Consider the following 23,463-nt stretch of genomic DNA (forward strand, 5'->3'; position numbering starts at 1 on the left):
CTTGCGGTGAGACTATATTCCCTACATTTTCTTTCTTCACTTGCGGTGAGACTATATTCCCTACATTTTCTTTCTTCACTTGCGGTGAGACTATGTTCCCTACATTTTCTTTTTTCACTTGCGGTGAAATTATGTTTCCTACGTTTTCTTTTTTCACTTGTGGTGAGACATTTCCTATATTGTCTTTTTTCGTTTGCGGAGAAATGACGTTGTTAGGTTTCATTTTACTAATTTGAGGAGCAATTAACTCGCTTCCCTTTTTTATTACATCTGAAATTTTATATTCTTTTTTCGCTTTAATTGGCGGTTGCGGTGGCTGCGGTAATACATTAATGGAAAATTTAGTATTCTCCTTCGTAGTTGGCTTTTGCTTTTCTACTTTCTCTATAACAGGTGGTTTTTGAATAACAGACGGCTTTTCAACTGGTTTTTCTTTTTGAATCGGCTTTTCTTGTTGTACTTCTTTTTGTGGCTTCACCTGTATTTCTTTTTGTGGTTTCACTTGCATTTCTTTTTGCGGTTTCACCTGCATTTCTTTTTGCGGTTTTACCTGCATTTCTTTTTGCGTTTGTTGCATAGCTGGCTCTTGTGTAATCGGTGCTGATTGATACGTAATTTCCTCTTCATCTTCTATTTCAAGTGGAGTTGGTGTTGATGCAAACTCTTTTTGTTGCACCTCTTTTACATATTGTTTTGGCGGCGTAGAACCCGCTCCAGGCTGTTGTTTCACATGAACGCCGTTTGATGGTACTTTAATTTTCATACCTGGCATGATTAAATCTGGATTACTAAGCTGTGTATTTGTTTTTTTCAGCGTGTCAAAATCCACTCCGTACTTTTTCGCAATTTTCCAAAGGGTATCCCCTTTTTGCACGATATGAATTTTCAAATTTTCCCCCTCCTGTATAACTTATCTATAAGTAACAAATCTCATGAAGTAACCCTTTCTAAATAACATTAACTTCTTTTCACTTTTATCACTTCTTCTATTTTCAATATAGTTCGAAGTGGAATAAGCATAAAAAACCACAATGATTTCTTCAAAACAATGTATGCCCATTTCGCTCTCGTTATGATTATATGTATGAAAAAAAGCAACGGAAATCCCGTTGCTTTAAACGCGTTCTAACATACGATTTAATGCAAGAACCGCTTCTTCTGTTACTTGATTTTCTACACGAATAACGTTAATTTCTTCTCCTCTTTCTATATTCTCAAGTGCCCATAGTAAGTGAGGTAAATCAATTCGGTTCATTGTTAAGCACGGACACATAAACGGATTTAGCGACATAATTTCTTTATCTGGATGTTGCTGAATTATTCGGTTCACTAAATTCATCTCTGTACCAATTGCCCACTTGCTTCCCGCTGGAGCAGCTTCAATCATATCAATAATATATTTCGTTGATCCTGCATAATCAGAAGCGGCAACAACTTCATAACAACATTCAGGGTGAACAATAATATTCATATCCGGATGATTTTTTCGCACGCTTTCAATATTTTTCACAGTAAAATTTTGATGAACAGAACAATGACCTTTCCATAAAATCACTTGAATTTCTTCTATATCTCCATCGTACTCTAATGAATCTGTATGCGGGTTCCATACTGCCATTTTATCTAACGGGATGCCTAAGTCATACGCTGTATTTCTTCCTAAATGTTGATCTGGTAAAAAGACGAGACGTTCTTTTTGTGTAAACGCCCAAGACACCATTTGTTTTGCATTAGAAGAGGTTACTGTTGCCCCTCCATTACGACCACAAAATGCTTTAATTGCAGCTGTTGAATTTACATACGTTAGCGGAATCATCGTATCCCCAAATAATTTTGCGAGCTCTTTCCACGCTCTTTCTGTTTGCTCAATATCTGCCATATCTGCCATTGAACACCCTGCACGCATATCTGGTAAGATGACAACTTGATCCTCTGTCGTTAACATATCTGCTGTTTCCGCCATAAAGTGTACACCACAAAACACAATATATTTCGCCTCTTTATTACTCGCTGCAACTTGCGCAAGTTGCAACGAATCCCCTGCTGCATCTGAAAATTGTACCACTTCATCTTTTTGATAATGATGCCCTGGAATAAATAGCAATTCACCCATTTTTTCTTTAATTTCGCGAACACGCTCTTCCATTTCTAATGTAGACATCGTTTGATAACGCTCTGGTAACATTACTTCGATTGGCTGAACTTTCTCTAAAATACCCATTTATGATTCTCCCCCTCTAAACCACTCTCATCACGCCTCAATATTAAAACTAATATCAAGTGCTCTCACTGAATGTGTTAACGCCCCAAGTGAAATATAATCCACGCCTGTTTTTCCGTATTTCGATAAATCTTCAATTGTAATACCACCTGAAGCCTCCGTAACGATGGCACTCGGTACAATTTTTGAAAACTCGCGAATCTCATCTGGCGTGCGATTATCGAACATAATAACATCTGCACCGGCCTCTACCGCTTCTCTCACTTGCGCCTCCGTCTCTGTTTCGACTTCTACTTTCACCATATGTCCCAATCTTTCTTTCACCGATGTAACAGCTTTTGTAATCGATCCAGCAAACGCAATATGATTATCTTTAATCATGACACCATCATACAAACCGAATCTGTGGTTAAATCCACCTCCGCACACTACCGCATATTTATCAAACATACGTAGTCCCGGCATCGTTTTTCTCGTATCACAAATACGCGTATGATTGCTATCTAACGTAAGTACTGCTTTACGAGTCATCGTTGCTATCCCGCTCATACGCTGAATAATATTTAATATAACGCGCTCCGCTGTTAATAAAGATGCAATAGGCCCTTTAGCTGTTGCTATAATTTCACCTTTTCCTACTAAGTCCCCATCTTTTTTATGGAGTGTAACTTCAATTTTTTCATCAATTAGTTTAAAACCCTCTTCTATTACTAAACTCCCCGCAAAGACCCCTGTATCCTTTACAAGAAAAGTTCCTTTTGCAATTGCATTATCGGGAAAGATAAGCTGCGATGTTACATCTCTTTCTCCTATATCTTCTAGAAAAAATCTATTTAGTGCTTCCTTAATTTTTAATGTGTTCATAAAACCCCTCTTCCCCTTATTAAACAAGTTGTAGTTTTCTTCTCACTCGAATAATCTCTTTCCTTACTCTATTTCTTTCTGGATAATCACTGCGATAATGACCACCAATACTTTCTTTTCTTTGCAATGCTGATACTGTTATAAGCTCACAAACCGTTAACATATTAATAAGCGTAATCTCTTCATTTGTAAGAGCATCATATTGTAATATCATATTTCTCACACCGTACCTACTAAACCATCTCGTAGCATATGATAAATTTTTCTCTGTTCGCACAATCCCAACATACTTCATCATGTATTCTTGTATTTCTTCTTTCAACGGTAAATCATTAAAAGCTATAAAACTTTTTTCTCTCTCTTGTGATATACCTTTTCTTTCTTGTGCTGGTCTAGCTAAAATGTGTTTTCCTATCCGCCTTCCGAACACAAGACCTTCCAATAATGAATTACTCGCCAATCTGTTCGCACCATGAACTCCATTACACGCCACTTCACCGACCGCATATAAGTTTGAAATGGATGTCTCTCCGTCACAATTTGTCTTCACGCCGCCCATATGAAAATGTGCACCCGGTACGACCGGAATAAGGTTCCCTTTTAAATCAACGCCATTCTTTTTACATAATGATGAAACGGTCGGAAAGCGCTGTTCAAAGTTTTGAATAGTTTCGATGTTTAAGTACACTTTTTCACCCGCAAGAAGTTGTTCATGAATAGCTCTTGCCACTACATCACGCGGTGCGAGATCTTTCCCGGGATGTATATCCATCATAAAACGCTGTCCCTTTTCATTTATAAGGACAGCTCCTTCCCCGCGAACTGCTTCAGAAACGAGACCACAACATCGCCCGCCCACGTATAACATCGTCGGATGAAATTGTACAAATTCTAGATCAACTAGTTCACCACCAGCTCGATATATCATCGCAAGTCCATCACCTGTAATTGTCTCGTCATTCGACGTAAAGGCATACAAACCACCTATTCCACCTGATGCTAACACCGTATAATCAGCATAATAACGCTTCAGCTCTCCTTCACTATTTCGTGTTAAAGCCCCTACGCATTTATTATTTTCTATCATAAAATCAAGCACCATCTCTTGCTCTACAACAGTAACGTACGGAACTACTTCTTGAATTAAATGTTCTAATAAATTTTTACCAGTTGCATCTCCTCCCGCATGTAAAATACGACGTTTTCGATGCGCTCCTTCTTTACCGAGATGGAGCTCTTTTTCATCCCCATCAAACTTCATTCCATTTGTAATAAGCTTATTTATTTCTTTCGGTCCCTCTTCAACTAAATACCGAACTGCCTCTTCATTGTTATAATGACAACCTGCCACTAATGTATCTTCAAAATGCCCACTCGGATCGTCATATGCAGCAACAGCCGCTGCAATTCCCCCTTGAGCTAAATGCGTATTGTTATTACGTCCTGTTTTTTTTGTGATAATTATCACATTCTTTTCGTGACAAAGCTCTTTTGCAACACGAAGTGCCGCAACGCCACTTCCAATAATCAAGACATCTGCACTTGGCATAATTGTTGCCTCCTACTTTACACTTTTCAACTGTCTTGACACCTATATTTACATAGTTTTAAAATAATGACAAGAGTTTTTTTACAATTCGTATTTTCACTATCATTCTCAAAACGAAAATAAACGTCACTCTTACTGAAGAGAGGAATTCACATGATGATATATCTTGATTACGCAGCAACAACACCTATGAGCGAAGAAGCTTTAGAAACATATATACAAGCGACAAAAACATATTTCGGAAATGAACAAAGTTTACACGATATCGGCGGAAGTGCATCTTCTTTATTAAAAGTTTGTAGAGAAACATTTGCAGAAATGATCGGGGGGAAGGAACAAGGTGTATTCTTCACAAGCGGTGGTTCAGAGTCTAACTATCTTGCGATTCAATCACTTCTAAATGCTAGAAATGAGAAACATATTATTACGACACCTATGGAACACGCATCGATTCGAAGTTATTTTCAATCCTTACAATCGCAAGGCTATACAATTACTGAAATTCCTGTTGATAAAAGCGGGCTAATTCATGTAGCGGATTTAGAAGCAGCTATTACAGAGAATACTGTTCTAGCAAGTATACAGCATGGAAATTCTGAAATCGGAACCGTTCAAAACATCGCAGAAATCGGGGCACTTTTAAAAAAATATAATGTTTTATTTCATTCGGACTGTGTTCAAACATTTGGTAAACTTCCAATAGACGTTACAGCAATGAAGATTGATAGTCTCTCAGTTTCAGCCCATAAAATATACGGACCAAAAGGTGTCGGTGCTTGCTATATAAATCCGCAAACACGCTGGGAACAAATATTCCCTGGAACTTCTCATGAAAAAGGATTTCGCCCTGGTACAGTGAACGTTCCTGGCATCGCTGCTTTTTTAACAGCCGCAGAGCATATATTAAAAAATCAAAAGAAAGAGAGCTTCCGTTTTCAAGAGTTACGATCCTATTTTTTAAAGCAATTACAAACACTTCCTCTAGAAATTGAAGTGGAAGGACATTCTGCTTCTTGTTTACCACATATTATTGGGGTTACAATAAAAAGAATAGAAGGTCAGTATACAATGTTAGAATGTAACCGTCATGGTATTGCCATTTCAACTGGAAGTGCTTGCCAAGTCGGTAAACAAGAACCTTCAAAAACAATGCTCGCAATTGGAAAAACGTATGAAGAGGCAAAACAATATGTCCGCTTTTCTTTCGGACATCACACAACGAAAGAACAAATTGATACAACTATTCATGCACTACACACAATTGGAAATCAATTTTATAGAGGTGTTAAATCATAATGAAGCAAAATGATCAAAAAAAGATTTTAGGTGAAGAAAGACGACAACTCATCCTTCAGTGGCTTCTCGCTGCAAATGAGCCGTTATCAGGGAGTGAACTATCTAAAAAGACGAATGTAAGTAGACAAGTTATCGTACAAGATATTTCCTTGCTCAAAGCACGAAATGAACCCATTATCGCGACTGCACAAGGGTATTTATATTTAAAACCACAAGCGAAGCAACAAACTTTTGAACGCGTAATCGTATGCCAACATAAACCAGCCGAAGTACGTCAAGAACTTACCATGTTAGTTGACCACGGCGTTACAATTAAAGACGTAAAAGTTGAGCATCCTGTATACGGCGACTTAACAGCATCTATCATGGTAAGTAATCGCTTTGATGTAGAGCAATATTTACAAAAAATCGAAAACACAAACGCTTCCTACCTTTCACAACTAACAGATGGTATTCACTTACATACAATCGAAGCAGATTCTAAAGAGAAATTAGATGCCGCTTGTGAGGCACTAGACCGCGCTGGATTTCTAGTTTATTAATGTAAAGCACAGAGTTTTTTATCATACTCTGTGCTTTTATTTTGTAGATGTTATAATATTGTAAACAATTATAAAGGAGATCAAATATGGGAATTGAACTCGTTCACTTTAGCACCGGTAAACCGAAACAAATGAAATATGGCGAAGATAAAGAAATGATAACAGGTATATGTAAAGATCCTACAGAAGAGGCCTTTCTCTCAAAAGACGGATTCCGTGGTGATGATGTAGCAGATTTAAAACATCACGGCGGACCTGATCGCGCCGTTTGCGTATACCCACACGAACATTACGCACTATGGGAAGAAGAATTCCAAACAACACTTCCAGCTTCCACATTTGGCGAAAATATTACGGTAACAAATATGTTAGAGCGTGATGTATGCATCGGAGATACATATCAACTAGGCGAAGCAATCATTCAAGTAACACAATCGAGAGTACCTTGTAGTACAATTTCAAAACGTCTCGGTATTCCTGGCATACTTCCGCGCATTGTAGCAACTGGATTTACTGGCTACCTATGCCGTGTTCTTCAGGAAGGTACTGTACGTAAAGATTCTAAAATTACATTACTAGAGCGTCCATCAAACAATGTATCTGTTTTGTTCTCTAACGAAATTTATTTTCATAATAGAAAAGATAAAGATGGCATTGAAAAGATTCTCGCTGTTCCAGAACTAGCTGATATTTGGCGTGGTCAGTTAGAGGATCGTCTTGCGAAGTTGAAATAAAGAATCCCACCTATAAGAGGTGGGATTCTTTTTATCTATCACACGGTATACTAGCGACCGAAATTATATCGACTTAACTACAAAATACGACAAACACTCCCCTTACAACCAATAAGAAGAATAACTCCCTAGCACAGTAACAGAAAAGCCGAGTGCTTCAAGTTCCATCGTTACGCCTGGCAATAATACATCATCGTATGCTTTGTCGACATCGATTAAGAAAAAGTAATTTCCAAGACCTGTTTTCATCGGACGAGATTCGATTTTTGATAAGTTTAATTTTCTCCATGCGAAAGCTGATAACACTTGATATAGCGCTCCTGCATAATCTGCAGGTAACGTTATCATAAGCGTCGTTTTCTCCCCGCGATTTTCTCCGTTTCTTGGGAGTACTGCTCTCTTTTTCTTATGGAGCACTAGGAAGCGCGTATGATTATTTTTATGCGTATGAATGCTACGTCTTACGATCGTTAATCCGTATTTTTCTGCAGCTGCTTCATTTGCAATGGCAGCGATTTTTTCTTCAGGATGTTCTTTCACATATTGCGCAGCGGCACTTGTTGATGTCATATCTCGAACAGTTATCCCTTTTAATTCTTCATTTAAAAACTTATGACATTGTGCAATAGCATGTGGATGAGAATGTACAGCATATACTTCTTCCCACACTTCTGCATACTGCGGATGTACAAGTAAGTGTTGCTGAATCGGTACTGTAATTTCTCCTACAATAGAAAGTGGTTGCTCATGTACAAGGTAATCGACAGTTATATTTACTGAACCTTCAATCGCATTTTCTAACGGTACAACTGCGAAGTCCACATTTTCATTTGCAGCTGCATCTATACAATCTGGAATCGTTCGATACGGTACATGCTCTGCTTCCGGAAAAAAACGACTCACCGCCATATTTGTAAAAGTTGCTTCTGGTCCTAAATATCCTACTCGAATCATCGTCTTTTCCCCTCTTTTTCGTTTTCTTACTGTTATACCATACTTTTTTATATTCTTCTATGTAAATTTCGAATATTTAAAAAAGACTAGCATCCGCTAGTCTAAATGTTTCTTATATTCTCTTTGAGCGAAGAAAAAATAAATGATACATGCAGTGATATAAAACAGAATAAACAAACCTACTTTTCTTAAGGAACCGTCCATAAAGACAGTATTATGAAACGTATATAACGCAACTGCACTATGCATACTTCCTACTATAATTGGCGCAAAAAATAGCATACACAATTGCCAACGAGAAATCTTCCACACTTCTTCCTTCGTCATTCCAAGTTTAGAGAGCGCCCCGTACTGCTTACGATCCGATGCAATATTATGAAACCATTTAAAATATACGATACTACATGAAGTCAGAAAGAATAATATACTAATGAATGAGCCTACAAATAGAGTAATATCGCCAAACTCTTTCATATTCACATATAACTCCATATTACTTCGGAATGTATCATTGGTATCTTGTTTCATATGTTTCCGTAAATCCACGTTTAATTCCTTCGTATTTTCGATATTTGGTAATGTGTAACCTCTATATATCATTTTTTCAGAATCCGGAATTGTATTTGCTATACTGTCAAAATCTTCATCATTCATGACGAAAAACAGGCCATTAATGTATGAAGGGTGATAGTTAAATTGCACCCCTTCTTTTTGACCGTTAAATGCGAATTGATGCGTTTGATTCATTACGTGCAATTGAATCTCTGTTTGATTATATACATTCGGATAATTGCGTTTATTATAATAAACAAGTGTAACTGTTCCTTTTTTAGGATGATACGTTTTCTGTTTTTGTTTTCTCGCCTCTTGATTGTATTCACTTTCCTTTATAAGCGGCGCTATTGTTGTTTCTCCTTTATTGGACTGAAAGGATGCATACACTCCAACAAAACTCATAGTTTGAAAATCATCATATCCATATTGATGCAGTAATTTTTCAACCGTACCTTCCTCAAAGACTTCATGAGAAGAAGTACCCTTTTCTATGTACGAAAAAGAGTGTGCTCCTCCGCCACGCCACATATCTTGCATGCTAGAAAAATATAAAAATACCGTACCTGTTGCCGTAACTACAAACGTCGTTGCCATAGCCATCAGAAAGAAAAAGCGACCATTTTCCTTCATTCGATGTGACAATTGGTTTACTATAAATAAATAAGGATATGTATACATAATCTTTTTATTTCGTTTTATCATTTCTAACAATTGGCTAACACCATGTGTAAAAGAAAAATACGTTCCGAAAAAGACAAGTATAGACACAGGGAAAAAGTATAATCCTATCGTTGCCATCGTCACTTGTAGTGCTAACGCATATCCCGTTCCTAAACAAGCAAAGCCAAATAAACAAAGCCACTTTGATGTTTTCCTCTCTCGTTTATCTCTTCGAAACTCTTTTAATAACCGGATGATTTTGATATTCCATATACGTAAAGCACTGATAAAAGATAATAGAATAAAAACGACCATATATGTAATAAACGTTACCCCAATTGCTCTCACGTCAAATATGACAGGGAGTTCTTTCGGAAGGCGAAGTAACATACTAAATACCATAAAAAAGAGTTTTAAAAAGATCATGCCAAGCCCAATACCGAAAATATTAGCAAAAATCCCGATCAATATTTGCTCGGTCATAATCACTCCTATTACGTTAGACTTCGTTGCTCCCATTAACATATATAACCCTAATTCTTTCTTACGCGCTTCTATGAAAATAGAGGTAGAGTACAAAATAAATATGACGAAAAAAGAAATAATTATAATGTTGCATATGATAAGTCCCCAGCGTACATTTTGATACCACATCGTCTCTTGCATATACGGATGTACAATGACAGACATATATGCAAAAGACGCAAATATTGCAAAACAACTACTTAAGAAAAACACTTTATAATTACGCCAATTCCCTTTTATATTTTGCAGCGCCAGTTGCCGAATGTTCATCTATCGTCCTCCTGTACCTTACTACATAGGCAAAAAGCTAGAGGTTTCCCTAGCTTTTTACGTGTTTTAAATATCCTCTTTGAGCAATCATAAAGTAAATGGCAGAAGCTAAAATATAAGCCCCTATTACAATTGCACCTGATTTCCATAAATCGATATAAAGCATTTTCCCTAACGTATGAAGAGCAAATGCACTATGAATTGTACCGATTAAAATTGGGATAAAAAAGATAACACCCATTTGTCGAATTGCAATTTTACGAATTTCTTTATCTGTCATACCGATTCTCTTTAATGATTTAAATTGAATACGATCTTGTTCTTTATCATTAAACCATTTAAAGTATGTCATGCTACAAGCGAAGAAGAAGAACAGTACTGCTACGAAGAAACCGATGAACATTGTAATTGCTCCGGATTCTCTTATATCTTTATAAGCAAGCACTGAATTTTTCAGTTCTCCTTGCTTTTCCGGCGCAATTTCCTTTTTCAAATCTAGCACAAGATTTTCGGTACTTTTCCAATCTTCAATATAATACCCATAATATTTCGTCTTTTCTTCATCTGGTACGAGCTTTGCATATTTCTCAAAATCTTGATCATTCACAATAAGATATTCATCGTCATTAAAAACAGAATATGAAGTTGGTTCATTTAACTGAACAGACTGTTTTTGCCCATTAATTGTAATTTCATATGGCTTCGTACGATCTATCTTCACTAGATCATTTGTCATATCGCTCATAATCATCGTCGCACTACCTGGTGCATTATGAACTTCTCTAACTTCTTCCCTTTTTTGTTTACGTACTTCCGCATTATATTCTTTCTCTGCAATAATCGCTGTTGGCACTTCATGTTCACTGTTAAAAAACGTTATTTTCTGTGTTGCCGGTAGTTTTACGTAGGTTATTTTTCGCGCATCTTCAAATCCATTCTTTTTTAATAATCCCTGTACTTTTTCCTCGTTAATAATGATATGCGTATTTATACCCTTTTCCTCATATGAAATAGCATGTGGCGTAAGATCTATCGTTTTCGCACTCATATTTTCAAAATATACATAAAGCGTACCGACTGCTGAAGAAACAACAGCTGTAATGATAGAAATGACAAATAGAAAACGAGCATTATCTTTCATTTTATAAATAAGATTGCTAAGTACAAACATATTTGGATACGTATAAAAAGATTGTTTTCTTTTTTGCAATGCTTTTAATACGACTGTACTACCTTGCGTAAATAGTAAATACGTTCCGCCAATCGTCAGTCCTACAATTGGTAAGAAATACATAATAAAATTCATAATTGTTACTTGGAAACAAAGTATATACGCCGCAATAATGCAGCCTATACCAACTACACCTAACCATGTAAATGCAAACGGCTCTACTTTTTGTTTTCTTGCTTCTCTTAATAAATCAATAATTTGCAAGCGCCCTACTGTCCAAACACTAAACAACGATAGAATTAAAAACAGGATAAAGTATACACCAGCTGTAATAAGAACTACTTTTCCATTCCACACAAGCGGCAATGTTTTATCAACTTTTAGTAAGACACTGAGTGCTTGGAAAAATAGTTTTGAGCAAAGCATTCCAATCCCGATACCTACTACAATTGCAATACTACCTAACATAAGTTGTTCTAATATAATCATTCGGCCGAGCTGAGATTTCGTTCCGCCTATTAATGTTAATAAACCGAATTCTTTTTTTCTTGCTCGTAAAAACGTTGAATTTGCATATAAAATAAAGAGTGCTGAGAAGATGACTACGATATAATTCATTGATTCTAACCCTTTTGTAATCATCGTCTTCATACTAATATTACCGCTTACAACGTCTGGATGATAGATGAAGGAAGCATACATGAAAAATACTACGATTGATAAACAGCTACTAATAAGGAAAGCTTTATAATTACGCCAATTTCCTTTTACGTTATTAAGCGCGAGCTGGCGAAAGTTCATGATATTCTCCTCCTAGCATCGCAAGTACGTCCAGAATTTCTTGGAAAAAGGCTTGTTTCGTTCTTCCTTTATGTATTTCTGAGAAAATTTCTCCATCGCGAATGAAGAGGATACGTTCGCAATAACTAGCCGCTACTGGATCATGCGTTACCATTGCAATTGTCACTTTCTTTTGTTCATGTAAGTCTTGCAACGCACCCATTAATGATTTTGCTGACTTCGAATCTAAATTACCAGTCGGCTCATCCGCTAAAATCAACGTTGGTTCATGAATGATTGCTCTCGCAGCAGCTGCACGTTGTTGTTGTCCGCCTGACACTTCATATACTTTTTTATTTAAAATTTCTTCGATGTTTAAAAACTTTGCAATCTCAAGCACTTTCGCATCGATTTCATTTACAGATTTCTTCGCCATTACAAGAGGCAAAATAATATTTTCTTTAATCGATAACGTATCAAGTAAGTTAAAATCCTGGAAGATGAATCCTAAATGTGTACGACGAAACTCCGCTAATTTTGCAGCACGCATTTGATTAATTTCTTCACCATTTACAAGCACATGACCTGAAGTTTGCTTATCAATTGTTGCTAATAGATTTAAAAGCGTTGTTTTCCCGCTCCCTGAAGGCCCCATAATTCCTACAAATTCGCCTTCTTCTATTTTAAAATTTATATCGTTTAAAGCAGTCGTCGCTACTGAACCTTTTGATTGGTACACTTTTGTTAATCCTTTTACTTCAAGAACACTCATTTCTAATCCCCCTATGTGTTTTCTTCTTACATTTACTATAAGAAAAATAAGAAAAAGAAACGAGTGATTTCCCTTACAAAACGTTTTGTTATCTTACAGTTTTGTCATTTTTCTCATTAATGTATGATATTCTTCATCTTTTGCAAATTGGAACGTGAATGTCGTTCCTTCCCCTTCAGCTGATTGCACATAAATACCGTGATGTAAATTATCGCAAATTTCTTTTGTAATATATAAACCCATCCCAGTTGCTTCTCTCGTTTTACGGCCATTTATTCCCGTAAAGAATGGATCAAATATACGCTTTACATCTTGCTCTGGAATACCAATTCCATTGTCCTTAATATGTAATAACACTTTTTGGTCTTTCTCTTCAATTTGAAATTGAATTTCCTTTTTCTCTGCTTCTGAAATTTTCGTATACTTAATTGCATTTACGACAATTTGTCCTATAGCAATACTCAGCCATTTTCTATCAGATGCAACCATACAAGTATCTTCATCAAACATTACTTTCGGAAATACAGACGATTGAATGAAGGATTTTCGATTTTCATTAATAATACCTCGAATGATATCTACCACATTTACTACTTCTACTTTATAATCTTTCGCAAATTGCTCTAACCTTGCCATATGTAACGCTAAATCTAAACCATTTAGTATACGATTATTTTCTTCGCGAATACTTTCAACTGTTGCTCTTGCTTCACGATGCTCCTTACCAAACTTCTGTAATAGCAATTCTATAACCGATACTGGTGTTTTCATTTGATGAATCCATTGGTTCATAAATATCATTTGCTGTTGTTCTTTCGCATGTTGTTTATGAACTTCATTCATATATTGCTGTCTCAATAGAGTAAACGATTCAACAATCATCTCTTGCTCTGACGTATAAGAAGTATCAATAAGTAGTGAGTCATGTAATGTATTTCCGCCAGTAACATACTTTTCGATCCTCTTTAAAAACACACTCCGTTTTCGGTAATCGTAAATGAGGTATACAGTAAATACAACTGTCCCTAATAAGAGTCCATATAACCACGTACTCCAGTCAATTGTTTTTTTGTCCAAAAGATTTTGCAACTGCAAAACGAGACCAAATAAACAAAGACTAACAATATAAGAAAGAATTAAAGAAAAGCGGTCCATGAGGTAATTTTTAACCTTCATGCCCTTCTCCCCACTCTGTAAGAAGCGCATAACCATATCCGCGTTTCGTTACAATTGCATTTTTAATGCCTAGCTCCTCTAGTTTCTTCCTTACGCGTTTTACATTTACGGTTAATGTATTATCATCAACAAAAGCTACCTCATCCCACAGGGCTTCTAACAGTTCTTCGCGCGTTACATATTGATTTGCTTGTTTCATTAAACACTCTAATAAGTAAAATTCATTTTTTGTCAGCTCCGTTTGTTGCCCCTGCCACTCAACAATGTGTTGGGACGGAAATAACAACAGTCCATTTACACCTAAACAATCACTCTCAGCAACAGAGGCATACTCACCATAGCCACGGCGAAGTGCACTTTTCACCTTTGCCATTACGATATCTAAATGGAACGGCTTCGTAATGTAATCATCTCCGCCATTCTCGATCGCCATTACTTGATCCATTTCCCCTGTTCTTGCAGAAACAAAAATAATTGGTGCATTCGATACACTGCGGATTTGACGACACCAATAAAAACCATCAAAATATGGCAAATTAATATCCAGTAATACGAGATGAGGATTTACTTTCACGAACTCATCTTTTATATGACGTAAATCACTTGCTCTAAATGATTGATAGCCATACCTTTCTAAATGCTCCTCTAGTATTCCCGCGATTTTTTCATCGTCTTCTACAATTAATATTTTATACATGTTCATTTTCTCCCCATAAAAAATTCTTCCAAAACCACTCCTTGTTCTATTATAAATTGAAAATTTAATTAGTGGGTATTTTTTCCTATATGAATCAGACATTTACGATATAAAGTGAAACTTTAATCAGCCCTCTCCAATCTGGCGTTTACGGGCAGTAAGGCTCCCACCTAACTTCTTTGCTCCAGCTGAATTTTGAGATGGGAGTTTTACTGCCCACAAATAGCGGGATAAAAAAAAGACCGCCATATTTCGGCAGTCTTAATCGATAAATTCAAATTGATATTCAAGAATTTTTACAATATCTCCGTCTACTGCACCACGTGCACGAAGGGCTTCATCAATACCCATTCCACGCATTTGACGAGCAAATCGGCGTACAGATTCATCACGTGAGAAGTCTGTCATTTTGAATGTTTTCTCAATATCATAACCAGAAATAACAAATGTGCCATCACTTTCGCGTGTAATTTCAAAATTAGATTCAGATTCAAATTTGTACATTACACTTGCTTCAGATTCTTCTACATCATCGTACATTGGGAATTCTGGTGTTGTTTCTAATAAGTTCGCTACTTCAAATAGTAAGTCACGAACACCTTGTTTCGTTACAGCTGAGACTGGGAAAATTTTCACTTCGTCTCCCAATTTTTCTTTAAATGCTTGTAAGTTTTCTTCTGCACCTGGCATATCCATTTTGTTTGCAACAACAACTTGTGGACGCTCAGTTAAACGCATATTGTATTCTTTTAGTTCACTATTAATTGTTACATAATCTTCATATGGCTCACGGCCTTCTAAACCAGACATATCGATAACGTGCACGATTACACGTGTACGCTCAATATGACGTAAGAATTGGTGTCCAAGTCCGACGCCGGCATGTGCGCCTTCAATTAGTCCAGGAAGGTCAGCCATAACGAAGCTGCGGTTATCACCAGTTTCAACAACACCAAGATTTGGAACGATTGTTGTAAAGTGATACTCTGCAATTTTCGGACGCGCTGATGATACAACAGATAATAATGTAGATTTACCTACACTCGGGAATCCAACAAGTCCAACATCTGCTAGTACTTTAAGTTCTAGCGTGACATCACGTTCTTGACCTGGTTCCCCGTTCTCAGCGATTTCTGGCGCTGGGTTCGTCGGTGTTGCGAAACGTGAGTTACCACGGCCACCGCGGCCACCTTTTGCGATTACAGCTGTTTGTTCATGCGTTACTAAATCGGCAAGAATTTCACCTGTTTTTTCATCTTTTACTATTGTTCCCGGTGGAACCTTTACGATTAAATCTTCAGATTTACGACCGTGCTGACCTTTACTCATTCCGTGCTGACCACGATCAGCTTTGAAATGACGTTGGTAGCGGAAGTCCATTAATGTACGTAAGCCTTCCTCAACAACAAAAACAACATCTGCACCTTTACCACCGTCGCCACCTGCTGGGCCACCTTTAGGTACATACTTCTCACGACGATACGCAACCATTCCGTTACCACCGTCGCCGCCTTTTACATATATCTTGACCTGATCTACAAACATTATTTCACCACACTTTTTTCGATTGGTTGTAATATAACTGAGACTTCTTCGTCTCGTACTGTATAAGAAATGGAATACCATTTATTGTTTTGGTTCGCAAGCCAATTCTGTAGTTCTTCTACACTCGTTAGCTTACCACGAAAATCAAAAAAGAAACGAGCATTCTCCGCGTCACATTCAATTGTGATACAAACATAATTTTCAACATATACGTCTAAACTATGCTGAAGCATTGAGAAAAATTGATTCGTCCATGTACATACAATCTCATCTAAGTGAGATAAGTTATGTAATTTCCCTAATACTTCGTACTCCAATAAGCACGGCTGCTGTTTCCAATTATATGTTAAAATCCACTCTGAAAATAAAGGCATGGATAGCCCTATCAGATTGGATTCTTGTCTCGCTTCTTGGACAAAACGATCGATGAGACTATGAATCTCTTCCACTTTTCCAAGGGAAAGGTTTCCTTTCACCATCTGCATACGATTGAGCCAATCATGTCTTGAATGACGCAACGCATCTATAATTGTCCATTTTTCATTCATTTAGATACCCCTTAATATAGAAAAACTCTAACCTGCACTCAGGTTAGAGTTTTCCGTGAGTTCTTATGCTTCTTGAGCAACAGGATATACGCTCACTTGTTTGCGGTCACGGCCAAGACGCTCAAAGCGTACTACGCCGTCAACTTTCGCGTATAAAGTGTCATCGCCACCACGACCAACGTTAACACCTGGATAAATTTTTGTACCGCGTTGACGGTAAAGAATTGAACCACCTGAAACCGTTTGACCATCTGCGCGTTTAGCACCAAGACGTTTTGACTGAGAGTCACGACCGTTCTTTGTACTACCTACACCTTTCTTAGATGCGAAAAACTGAAGATCTAATCTTAACATACGTTACACCTCCTGCACTTTTTCTATTAAACGGATATACTTTCCGTAATCAAGTTCGATCGTCTTAAGCGAAACAACCAATCCTTCTAAAAGCGTTTGTGCTTTTTCTGCTGCATGAACGTCTAAATCATTAGGCAATTCATACGTTAAGAATCCGCCATCACTTCCGAGTTCAATAGTTGCTTGCACATTACAAAGCTCTTCCACTGCATTTATAGAACCAAACACAACCGCTGTAGTTCCAGCACAGACAAGGTCTTGTCCATGTGGCGCATAATCGGCATGTCCAGTCATTTTAAATGATTGGATACTTCCTAATTTCGTGCGACTTATCGTAATTTTAATCATGTTAACCTGAATTAAGCGTTGATAGCTTCAACAACTAGCTTAGTGTAAGGTTGACGATGACCTTGTTTCTTACGATTGTTCTTTTTCGCTTTGTATTTGAAAACGATGATTTTCTTAGCGCGACCTTGTTTTTCAACTTTAGCAGTCACTGTTGCGCCTTCTACAACTGGGCTACCAACTTTAACGTTTTCGCCACCAACGAAAAGAACTTTGTCAAAAGTAACAGTTTCACCAGCTTCAACATCTAATTTTTCAATGTAGATTGCTTGACCAGCTTCAACTTTAATTTGTTTTCCACCTGTTTCGATAATTGCGTACATACTTGCACCTCCTCTTAATTACTAAGACTCGCCAAAAACGAGGTAGACATACATGTCTTTAGGGAACCTGTTTTGTGCGGTTGTAGCATATAGCCGTTTAGGTGCTATAAACTATAACATAAAGATGTTACCATAATTCATTGACTATTGTCAATGAAAGTTCTACTAACTATTTTTTCCGTTCTACAATTTCTTTCTTACTTCCAAATCGGATAATAGCGTACTTTTCGATAATATCATCTTTGAAATAAATTTCAAATGGAAGATTTTTTTGTAATTCTTTTTGTAGGAAATGCTTTTGCAAAATTTTCGGTGCAGCGATCAATACTGCTTCATCTTCTATATTTCCATATGTAATTAGTTCTCTCTCTAACTCATACGCAATTGTTTCATAAGACATGACATATCCCGTCGCTTTACAAGGTACACATTCTTCTAATACTACGTCACGTAACGAATGTTTCTTACGTTTACGCGTCATCTCTAAAATTCCTAATTCCGTAAATCCGAGTACTCTCGTATATGTACGATCATCTTGTAAAGCTAACATTAAACTCTCTCTTACCTTCTCTTTATCTTCTCGTCTTTTCATATTAATAAAATCAATTAATATCATACCGCCAATATCACGCAGTCTTAATTGACGAGCAATCTCTTCAGCAGCCGCTTCATTTGTGCGAAGTACAGTATCTTGTAAATTTTGTTTTCCAGTAAATTTACCTGTATTCACATCAATTACAGTCATCGTCTCCATTTGTTCTACAATTAGATACGCACCATTTGGTAGCCACACAATTTTTTGAAGTGCTTTCTCGATTTCACGCTCTATTCCAAAATGGTTAAACATCGAAGATTTTTCATTGTAAAAGGATACTCTTTCTTCCCCTACTTTTTCTTCTAATTCTTTTACTACACTTCTCGTATCTACAACTACTTTTCCAATCGTTTCAATTGGGTTCTCCTGAAATACACGATCTAAAAACGTCGCTGGTCGATGAAGTAGTAACGGCGCCTTTCCTTGCTCTTCTTTTCTTTTTAATTCTTCATATAACTGCTGCAACCCTTGCATTTCAGCTTGTATCTCATCAATTGTTCCTTTTTCAGAAGCAGAACGGAAAATGTATCCACCCGTTCCTTTCACTTCAATTTCGAGTAACTGTTGTCTTCTTTTGTTATTTTTTATTTTCCGAGAAACAGCGCGCATTTCATCATACGGCATGTAAACAACATATTTTCCGGTAAATTCTATATTCGCCGTTAATTTTGGCCCTTTCGTATCAATTGCTTCTTTCACAACTTGTACAAGTATCGCCTGTCCTTCATGTATGCGATATGAAGATGGTACATCATCGTATGAAAGATATGCATGTTTTTCTAATCCGATATTTACAAAGGCTGCGTTCATTCCAGCAATTGTTCTTACGATACGCCCAACATAAATATGCCCGACAATCTCTTGCTCTTCATTCCTTTTCCATAAAAGCTCGACAATTTTTTGTTTCTCTTCTATCGCAACACGCTTTTCCGAACCAGTGTAGTTTATATATAACGTCTTCAAAATTCTTTCCTCACTTTTCATTTCTTTTCCTTACAATATAAAGTGAAACTTTAATCAGTGGGGGTTTTGTTCATCCCCCACTGATTATTAGTTGAACCAATCGGGCGTTTACGGGCAGTTGATCTCCCACCTAACTTCTTTGCTCCAACCACATTTTGAGGTGGGAGTTTTACTGCCCGTTAATGCGGGGTAAAAGGTTAGTGTCGTCGTCAACACTAACCAATTAATTCTTCAACAGATGAGGTTGTTCGTTTTTCAGCAAAATACGCATAGAGCAATTCATTTTCGTCCAATGTGTAATGCTCTTTATATTTTCCATGGACGATAATAGAGTGTTTATATCCTCTACGAAATTTTGTGAAAATCGTATACAAGCGATCTTCTGTTTGCACCTCAATAGGTGCGATCTTTTCAATATCTCTTTTATTCCCATAATAACGTTCTAATAAAAAACGCATAAATGCGTACCTTCTTTGTTTCCATTCTTGATACAAAGAAATCACTAGAAAAACGAGTAATACCCACATCATAATGTTATTACTATTCCAAAGTAACTGCCATCCTAATATTACACTAAAAAAAACACATGACAATTTCATCATCTTTTCATGTGCTTGTAAATACGGAAAACGATATGATAATACATTAAATAATACTTTTCCGCCATCAAGTGGCCAAATAGGTAATAAATTAAACCCTAAGATAATGACATTATTCCATACAAAGAAATGGTACAAATCATCAGTTACCCAGCCCGCTTGATGCAAAATATAGGCGACTGCAATCATCCATATATGCTGAATCGGTCCCGCCATAACGACAATCAATTCTTCTTTTAATGATTTATTCCCATGTTCCTCCATCTCAGCTACGCCACCAAACGGCAAAAGCTGAATTTGTTTAATACGCCAATTATAATATGCAGCTGCAAAAGCATGCCCCAGTTCATGAACTAAAACGATACAAAATAGTAATAGTAACTCTTTAAAACGCGCTGTAAAAATACCAATAACGATAATAACCCAAAACAATGGATGCACTGTAATTTTCGTTAAAACATCTCTATATTTAATCAAATGAAATCACCTGAATAGGATCAATAAATTTTTCATTCTTTTTCATTGCGAAATAAAATTTACCGTTTTTATTATTTTCGTCACTATTCACCGTTCCGATTTTTTGTTTTTTTGAAACGTAATCATATAACTTCACTGACATATCGTTTAAATTTCCATACCAGGACTCCGTGCCATCAGCGTGTTGAATTTGAACTGTATTTCCAAGTTCCTCTTTCTTGCCCGCAAAAACAACTACACCTTCATTTACTGACTCAACCGTTGCATTTGTAGCCGTTTGAACAAATACACCTTGGCCATTTTTTTGAAATCCTTGCATCACCTTTCCAGAGGCAGGAATCGCATAATCCTTTTGCTGAATAGCCTTTTCTTTTTTCTCATTTGGAGAAAAGAAAACGAGAGGTTTTCCAAACTGCTTTTCATACCATTTCGATATAGTAGCAAATTGAAATTCTTGTTGCATAACTTTTTCTGTGACAGCTCTAGTACCATCAAAAGAAGAAGGTGCATTCTTAAATAAAATAGCAACTGAGAGAACTAATATTGCTGATAGCAAAACTTTGAAGAGAAAAACTTCTTTTCGAAATAGAGGGTGAATTTCCTTCTCTCCTTCTTCAATAAATACCGTGTCACTATCAAAATCCCCTCCAGCAAAATACTGATCTTCCTCCATCCTTTCTTGCTCTGCTTTCCTTTTCGCAATCCGCTTTTTAATTTCTTCCACACGTCTATTCTTCATACTGTCTCCTTTCTTTAGTGAGCCTTATTCAAATAGAAACAGTTATATACAGTTTGTACATATGTATGAGTTATGGAAGAAAGATATTCATGCGAAGAAAAAAGAAAGCACTCCGCATTTATGCGAAGTGCTTTTAACGAATTCCAAAGAAATTTTTCATCTTTGTAAATACCGATACTTTTTCTTGTTCAAATGCTTGTAATGGCACATTCTCACCTAACAAACGTCTTGCAATGTTGCGATAAGCTATTGCTGCTTTTCCGCTCGGTTGCAACGCTACAGGTTCGCCTGTATTCGTAGCACGAATAACTTCATCATCATCTTCGACAACACCGAGAAGCTCGATTGACAATGTACGTACGATTTCATCAACATCTAACATATCCTGTTCATGAAGCATATGACTACGCACACGGTTAATGACAAGTTTCGGTGGTTCAATATCCTCTTTCTCTAAAAGCCCGATAATACGATCTGCATCACGCATTGAGGATACCTCTGGTGTTGTTACAACGATTGCTTTATCCGCACCTGCTACAGCATTTTTAAATCCCTGCTCAATCCCCGCAGGACAATCAATTAATATGTAATCATAATCTTGACGTAATACTTGTATTAATTCATCCATTTGTTCAGGTGTTACCGCTGATTTATCGCTCGTTTGTGCTGCAGGTAATAAATAAAGATCATCAAAACGCTTATCTTTAATAAGAGCCTGAGGTAAACGACAACGCCCTTCAACGACATCAACAAGATCAAATACAATACGATTTTCCAGCCCCATTACTACGTCTAAATTGCGTAAACCGATATCTGTATCAATTAAACACACTTTCTTTCCAGATAACGCAAGGGCTGTACCAATGTTCGCAGACGTTGTAGTTTTACCTACGCCGCCTTTTCCAGATGTAATTACTATTGCCTCTCCCACAGCTATACAATTCCCCTTTCTAACTTTGTTAAATTAGGTCTAAGATGAGTGAGAAGTTGCAGGCGATCGACAACAATGTGATTGTTCTCATTAATATACGCACATTCGGCCGCCTCCGCTCCGTCCTCTTTCTCTTCCGGAGCCCGCATTGTCACATCACTAATTCGGAGTTGCATAGGGTTCATAATAGATGCAGCAATCACAGCTTCTGAATCTCCATCATACCCCGCATGTGCAATCCCTCTTAATGATCCCACGACAAAAATATTCCCCCCAGCGATAACCGTTCCGCCTGGATTAACATCTCCAATTAATAATAAATTTCCTTTTACATGTAACACTTGTCCAGAGCGAACAATTTTGGAAATAGGGACAATTTCTGTTTCTTCTTTCCAAGCTATTGCTTCTGCTTTTGTTATAACATCACTATCAATTGATTCCACAACAAGGTTCTTCTTATTGCGAATTAACGTACGAATCTCTTCTTGTTGTACTTCTGTTAAATAACGATTTCCTACTTTAACACGCACTTCAATCAAAGAACGTCCGTCACCATCATAGTAATGTGTAGAAAGCTTTTCATCCAATTCTTTTAATAGTTCAGAGAATGAACAGCAATCATCTAAATGAAGTGTTATTCCATCTTTTGTCCCTTTTATCGTTACATTTTGTTGCTTTTTTTCTTCCACTAAAGTTCACCCCACCGATTCAATTCGACATAAAATTAGAAAATCCTTTTTTCTTTTTCTTCCATCGCTTTTGAAAGACGCACTAAATATCGTCTCAGTGGGAAACAAACTATCAATAAGAAAATTCCATTTAGCAATAAAGTAGCAAGGAGACGATCGGTGAAAAAGACATACGCCGACATGTGAGTACGCCCTAACAAAGTTAAAAATCCATACACATAATACTCTAATGCTGCAATGCTAGCTAATACGATAGAAACAACAATAAATAAATTCAATTGCAATACCTTCATCGCACTATAAACTAAATATGCCAAAATTGGATAAGCAAATATATATATACCAACAAGTTCTGTGTATACGGTATCAAATAAGAAACCAAATAATAGTCCGTAGTAAATTCCTTGAACCAGACCATAGTACACTGTAATAAAACATAACACAATTATAAAGAAATGCGGTGCTGCTATACTGTCTTTCCAAAAGACGTCTGTTGGAACAACAGTAGAGAACATATTTTCAAATAAAAAAATAAAAAGGAGCAAAAGAGGAAGAGCTGCTCTTTTTAAAACCTTCATCATCTCTTCTT

General features: G+C 36.8%; 23 protein-coding genes, 1 pseudogene and 1 other annotated feature. Of the genes and pseudogenes, 3 read left to right on the forward strand and 21 right to left on the reverse strand.

The genetic code is table 11. The features are described from left to right. The 4 genes and pseudogenes from exsA to nadB all read right to left on the reverse strand — a co-directional run. A pseudogene (exsA, locus tag MRBLBA3_RS09920) lies at nt 1-889 on the reverse strand (spore coat assembly protein ExsA); the annotation flags it as partial. A 225-nt stretch (nt 890-1,114) separates the two neighbouring features. Beyond that, nucleotides 1,115-2,221 (reverse strand): quinolinate synthase NadA, encoded by a 1,107-nt coding sequence (nadA, locus tag MRBLBA3_RS09925; RefSeq protein ID WP_000511758.1) that lies wholly within the window; start codon nt 2,219-2,221, stop codon nt 1,115-1,117. Between the two features lie 30 nt (nt 2,222-2,251). Next, on the reverse strand, nt 2,252-3,085 hold the full coding sequence (nadC, locus tag MRBLBA3_RS09930) for a carboxylating nicotinate-nucleotide diphosphorylase (protein WP_044737654.1): 834 nt from the start codon (nt 3,083-3,085) through the stop codon (nt 2,252-2,254). Nucleotides 3,086-3,104: 19 nt separating this feature from the next. Further along, the gene (gene nadB / locus MRBLBA3_RS09935; RefSeq protein ID WP_044737653.1) at nt 3,105-4,634 is read right to left on the reverse strand and encodes an L-aspartate oxidase; all 1,530 of its coding nucleotides are present in this window, start codon (nt 4,632-4,634) and stop codon (nt 3,105-3,107) included. 153 nt (nt 4,635-4,787) lie between these two features. Between nadB and MRBLBA3_RS09940 the strand changes: the two genes are divergently transcribed. The 3 genes from MRBLBA3_RS09940 (at nt 4,788) to MRBLBA3_RS09950 (ending at nt 7,206) form a co-directional block, all read left to right on the forward strand. Further along, a complete protein-coding gene (locus MRBLBA3_RS09940) occupies nt 4,788-5,930 on the forward strand; it encodes an IscS subfamily cysteine desulfurase (RefSeq protein ID WP_363381073.1) in 1,143 nt (380 codons plus the stop codon). Then, nucleotides 5,930-6,472 carry a transcription repressor NadR gene (locus MRBLBA3_RS09945; RefSeq protein ID WP_044737651.1) on the forward strand — a complete coding sequence of 181 codons (543 nt, stop codon included), beginning with the start codon at nt 5,930-5,932 and terminating at the stop codon, nt 6,470-6,472. Before MRBLBA3_RS09940 ends, MRBLBA3_RS09945 begins: the two co-directional genes overlap by 1 nt. An 86-nt stretch (nt 6,473-6,558) precedes the next feature. Continuing rightward, entirely contained in the window at nt 6,559-7,206 is a 648-nt protein-coding gene (locus tag MRBLBA3_RS09950) for an MOSC domain-containing protein (protein ID WP_044737650.1), read from the forward strand. 102 nt (nt 7,207-7,308) lie between these two features. Here MRBLBA3_RS09950 and pheA read toward each other — a convergent pair whose 3' ends face one another. From pheA to mreD, 17 genes are all read right to left on the reverse strand, one after another. Then, on the reverse strand, nt 7,309-8,160 hold the full coding sequence (pheA, locus tag MRBLBA3_RS09955) for a prephenate dehydratase (protein WP_044737649.1): 852 nt from the start codon (nt 8,158-8,160) through the stop codon (nt 7,309-7,311). A 96-nt stretch (nt 8,161-8,256) separates the two neighbouring features. Further along, on the reverse strand, nt 8,257-10,170 hold the full coding sequence (locus MRBLBA3_RS09960; protein ID WP_044737648.1) for an ABC transporter permease: 1,914 nt from the start codon (nt 10,168-10,170) through the stop codon (nt 8,257-8,259). Nucleotides 10,171-10,219: 49 nt separating this feature from the next. Continuing rightward, nucleotides 10,220-12,142, reverse strand: coding sequence for an ABC transporter permease (locus MRBLBA3_RS09965; protein ID WP_001011391.1), 1,923 nt, complete (start codon nt 12,140-12,142; stop codon nt 10,220-10,222). Continuing rightward, on the reverse strand, nt 12,117-12,893 hold the full coding sequence (locus tag MRBLBA3_RS09970) for an ABC transporter ATP-binding protein (RefSeq protein WP_000114529.1): 777 nt from the start codon (nt 12,891-12,893) through the stop codon (nt 12,117-12,119). The genes MRBLBA3_RS09965 and MRBLBA3_RS09970 overlap by 26 nt, the downstream gene beginning before the upstream one ends. A gap of 93 nt (nt 12,894-12,986) precedes the next feature. Then, the gene (locus MRBLBA3_RS09975; RefSeq protein ID WP_044737647.1) at nt 12,987-14,069 is read right to left on the reverse strand and encodes a HAMP domain-containing histidine kinase; all 1,083 of its coding nucleotides are present in this window, start codon (nt 14,067-14,069) and stop codon (nt 12,987-12,989) included. Then, complete coding sequence (locus MRBLBA3_RS09980; RefSeq protein ID WP_000276713.1) at nt 14,059-14,766, reverse strand: response regulator transcription factor; 708 nt, start codon at nt 14,764-14,766, stop codon at nt 14,059-14,061. Before MRBLBA3_RS09980 ends, MRBLBA3_RS09975 begins: the two co-directional genes overlap by 11 nt. Nucleotides 14,767-15,027: 261 nt before the next feature. Continuing rightward, nucleotides 15,028-16,311: a GTPase ObgE gene (gene obgE, locus MRBLBA3_RS09985; protein WP_000497118.1), complete on the reverse strand. Its 1,284-nt coding sequence runs from the start codon at nt 16,309-16,311 to the stop codon at nt 15,028-15,030. Further along, the gene (locus MRBLBA3_RS09990) at nt 16,311-16,859 is read right to left on the reverse strand and encodes a sporulation initiation phosphotransferase B (protein ID WP_001003577.1); all 549 of its coding nucleotides are present in this window, start codon (nt 16,857-16,859) and stop codon (nt 16,311-16,313) included. The genes obgE and MRBLBA3_RS09990 overlap by 1 nt, the downstream gene beginning before the upstream one ends. A gap of 63 nt (nt 16,860-16,922) precedes the next feature. Beyond that, nucleotides 16,923-17,213 (reverse strand): 50S ribosomal protein L27, encoded by a 291-nt coding sequence (gene rpmA / locus MRBLBA3_RS09995; RefSeq protein WP_000944957.1) that lies wholly within the window; start codon nt 17,211-17,213, stop codon nt 16,923-16,925. A gap of 3 nt (nt 17,214-17,216) precedes the next feature. Further along, nucleotides 17,217-17,561, reverse strand: a complete 345-nt coding sequence (locus tag MRBLBA3_RS10000) for a ribosomal-processing cysteine protease Prp (RefSeq protein WP_001973720.1) — start codon at nt 17,559-17,561, stop codon at nt 17,217-17,219. Nucleotides 17,562-17,572: 11 nt separating this feature from the next. Beyond that, nucleotides 17,573-17,881: a 50S ribosomal protein L21 gene (gene rplU / locus MRBLBA3_RS10005; RefSeq protein ID WP_000270907.1), complete on the reverse strand. Its 309-nt coding sequence runs from the start codon at nt 17,879-17,881 to the stop codon at nt 17,573-17,575. 14 nt (nt 17,882-17,895) lie between these two features. Further along, nucleotides 17,896-17,973, reverse strand: a sequence feature (ribosomal protein L21 leader region). Nucleotides 17,974-18,050: 77 nt separating this feature from the next. Further along, nucleotides 18,051-19,460, reverse strand: coding sequence for an Rne/Rng family ribonuclease (locus MRBLBA3_RS10010; protein ID WP_044737646.1), 1,410 nt, complete (start codon nt 19,458-19,460; stop codon nt 18,051-18,053). 194 nt (nt 19,461-19,654) lie between these two features. Beyond that, entirely contained in the window at nt 19,655-20,515 is an 861-nt protein-coding gene (locus tag MRBLBA3_RS10015) for a M50 family metallopeptidase (RefSeq protein WP_044737645.1), read from the reverse strand. Then, a complete protein-coding gene (locus MRBLBA3_RS10020) occupies nt 20,508-21,254 on the reverse strand; it encodes a M23 family metallopeptidase (protein WP_000797460.1) in 747 nt (248 codons plus the stop codon). Before MRBLBA3_RS10020 ends, MRBLBA3_RS10015 begins: the two co-directional genes overlap by 8 nt. A 133-nt stretch (nt 21,255-21,387) precedes the next feature. Beyond that, entirely contained in the window at nt 21,388-22,185 is a 798-nt protein-coding gene (gene minD, locus MRBLBA3_RS10025; RefSeq protein ID WP_000503308.1) for a septum site-determining protein MinD, read from the reverse strand. Nucleotides 22,186-22,187: 2 nt separating this feature from the next. Continuing rightward, nucleotides 22,188-22,874 (reverse strand): septum site-determining protein MinC, encoded by a 687-nt coding sequence (gene minC, locus MRBLBA3_RS10030; RefSeq protein WP_000391519.1) that lies wholly within the window; start codon nt 22,872-22,874, stop codon nt 22,188-22,190. 35 nt (nt 22,875-22,909) lie between these two features. After that, entirely contained in the window at nt 22,910-23,455 is a 546-nt protein-coding gene (gene mreD / locus MRBLBA3_RS10035) for a rod shape-determining protein MreD (protein ID WP_044737644.1), read from the reverse strand. Between the last annotated feature and the right edge of the window lie 8 nt (nt 23,456-23,463).

Source organism: Bacillus sp. LBA3-1-1.1, from assembly GCF_040676495.1.
GTDB classification, from domain to species: domain Bacteria; phylum Bacillota; class Bacilli; order Bacillales; family Bacillaceae_G; genus Bacillus_A; species Bacillus_A nitratireducens.